This is a genomic window from Caballeronia sp. (assembly GCF_049581465.1).
Classification (GTDB): domain Bacteria; phylum Pseudomonadota; class Gammaproteobacteria; order Burkholderiales; family Burkholderiaceae; genus Caballeronia.
In genome coordinates, this window is sequence record NZ_JBAUSA010001141.1 from 1 (window position 1) to 1924 (window position 1924).

The 1924-nt window shown below is 58.3% G+C and carries 2 protein-coding genes and 1 pseudogene; 2 read left to right on the forward strand and 1 reads right to left on the reverse strand.

Features of this window, described 5'->3' with window-relative positions; translation table 11 throughout:
* Window positions 1-264 (reverse strand): annotated as a pseudogene (locus WCA53_RS27955) (hypothetical protein); the annotation flags it as partial.
* Between the two features lie 266 nt (window positions 265-530).
* On the opposite strand from WCA53_RS27955, the gene WCA53_RS27960 reads away from it, so the two are divergent.
* Window positions 531-1517: an aldo/keto reductase gene (locus WCA53_RS27960; RefSeq protein WP_423918541.1), complete on the forward strand. Its 987-nt coding sequence runs from the start codon at window positions 531-533 to the stop codon at window positions 1515-1517.
* A gap of 169 nt (window positions 1518-1686) precedes the next feature.
* Window positions 1687-1924, forward strand: a 238-nt coding sequence (locus WCA53_RS27965; protein ID WP_423918544.1) for a LacI family DNA-binding transcriptional regulator, incomplete at its 3' end; no start/stop codon positions are given.

The window sequence follows — 1924 nt, forward strand, 5'->3', positions numbered from 1 at the left end:
GGCGGACACGTGGCGTTCGGCGAGGCTGTTGATGATGTCGACTTGCGCTTTTGCGCTCGATTCGGTGGGGCCGTAGTTGGCGACTTTGCCGCCGGTCTCGTCCGCGGCGATTTTGGCGCCGGCAAGCGTGGCGTTGTAGTAGGGGTTAGTGGTCGACTTAATCACCATCCCCAACTCGAAGGGGCTTGCGGCCAAGGCGCCGGAGACCCCGGCTGCGAAGAAAAGCGCGCTCGCCTTGAGAAGTTGGCTAAACCTCGTCGACATATGTTTAACTCCTTGTTTGGCTTGGCCGGCCTAGACGGTCAAACGTTCGTGTCCCCACTCTTTGAATCATTGCGCGAATCTTGCCGCCGAGGAAACGTCGCGTTTTCCTCCCGCGTCTCCTCACGATACATGTTAGCGATATCAAGTCAACGTAGCTACATACGCTTTGACCTTATCTGACAAGCGTAAAATACGCGCGTTTGCGACCAACCGCGGATATGTTATCGATATCATATGGGTAGATGGATTGCCTGGAGGAACGCCGGATGAAGCAGCGAATATTCGGCCGTACGGGCCGCCTGGTGAGCGAAGTCGGTTTCGGCTCGTGGGGCATCGGCGGAGGACAGTGGACGGAGATCCCCGATCATGAAGCTTTGGATGCGCTAACGACCGCTCTCGATCTCGGTGTTACGTTCATTGACACAGCAGACGTCTATGGCGACGGGCGCTCGGAAAAGCTGATTGCGCAAGCCCTCCGTGGCCGTAGCGGCTCGCGTCCCTATATCGCGACGAAGGCCGGCAAACGTCTGCCGACTCAGGTCACATCGGAGTACACCTTCGAAAACCTACGGGAATGGGTCAAGCGAAGCCGCGACTATCTCGAGGTCGACATCCTCGACCTCGTTCAGCTGCACTGCCCGCCCACCGATCTGTACTATCAGCCATCGGTCTTTGATGCGCTTGACCGTCTGCAGGACGAGAAGCTTATCGGCAACTATGGGGTTAGCGTCGAGAAGATCGAGGAGGCGATCAAAGCGATTGAATATCCAAACGTCGTGAGCGTTCAGATCATTTTCAACATCTTGCGCCAGCGACCACTCGATCTCTTTTTAGACCTCGCGAAGAGGAAGAAAGTCGCGATCCTCGCGCGCGTCCCCCTTGCGAGCGGGCTGCTCTCCGGCAAGTTCACACGCGGCTCCACCTTCGACAAAGCCGACCACCGCAATTTCAATCGCAACGGCGAGTTTTTCGACGTCGGCGAGACGTTCTCGGGAATGCCGTATGAAAAAGGCTTGGAAGTGGTCGAAAAGATTCGGCCGTTGGTAAGCAACGGAAATATGGCGCAATTGGCTTTGCGGTGGATTCTAATGTTCGACGCCATCAGCGTCGTTATCCCGGGAGCCCGAACCGTGGCGCAGGCGAGAGACAACGCCGGAGCCTCCGATCTGCCGGCCCTCTCGCCCGAGACGATGGCGAAGCTTCGCGCGATCTACGAGGCCGACGTAAAACCCTACGTCCATCAGCGTTGGTAGATCATGTGTCGCAACGAGCGGGCCTGCGAGGGCCGCGGCTCGCAGCCGGTTCTCCGCACGAAGTCTCGCGGCCTGTAATGAAGTTTGATGGGGTCGTAAGGCCGGCGTGAAAAAAGTGAAAACGGTCCGGCCGCGAAAGAGCCGCGAGCGAGCTGATTTACGGGAGGTCTTGACGCATTTCGGTTCGGGGCGTGATTCGGGACTACCAGCGCCGACGATGGCCGATGTGGCGCGTCGAGCTGGCGTGTCGACGATGACGGTCTCGCGAGCGCTCAAAAACGAGACGCAAGTCTCATCGCCCACGCGAGAAAAAATCTTCCGCGCCGTGAGCGAACTCGGATACGTCCTTGATCAAGCGGCGGGCAGCCTGTCATCCCGCAAGACCGGCTTCATCGCGACTCTCATTC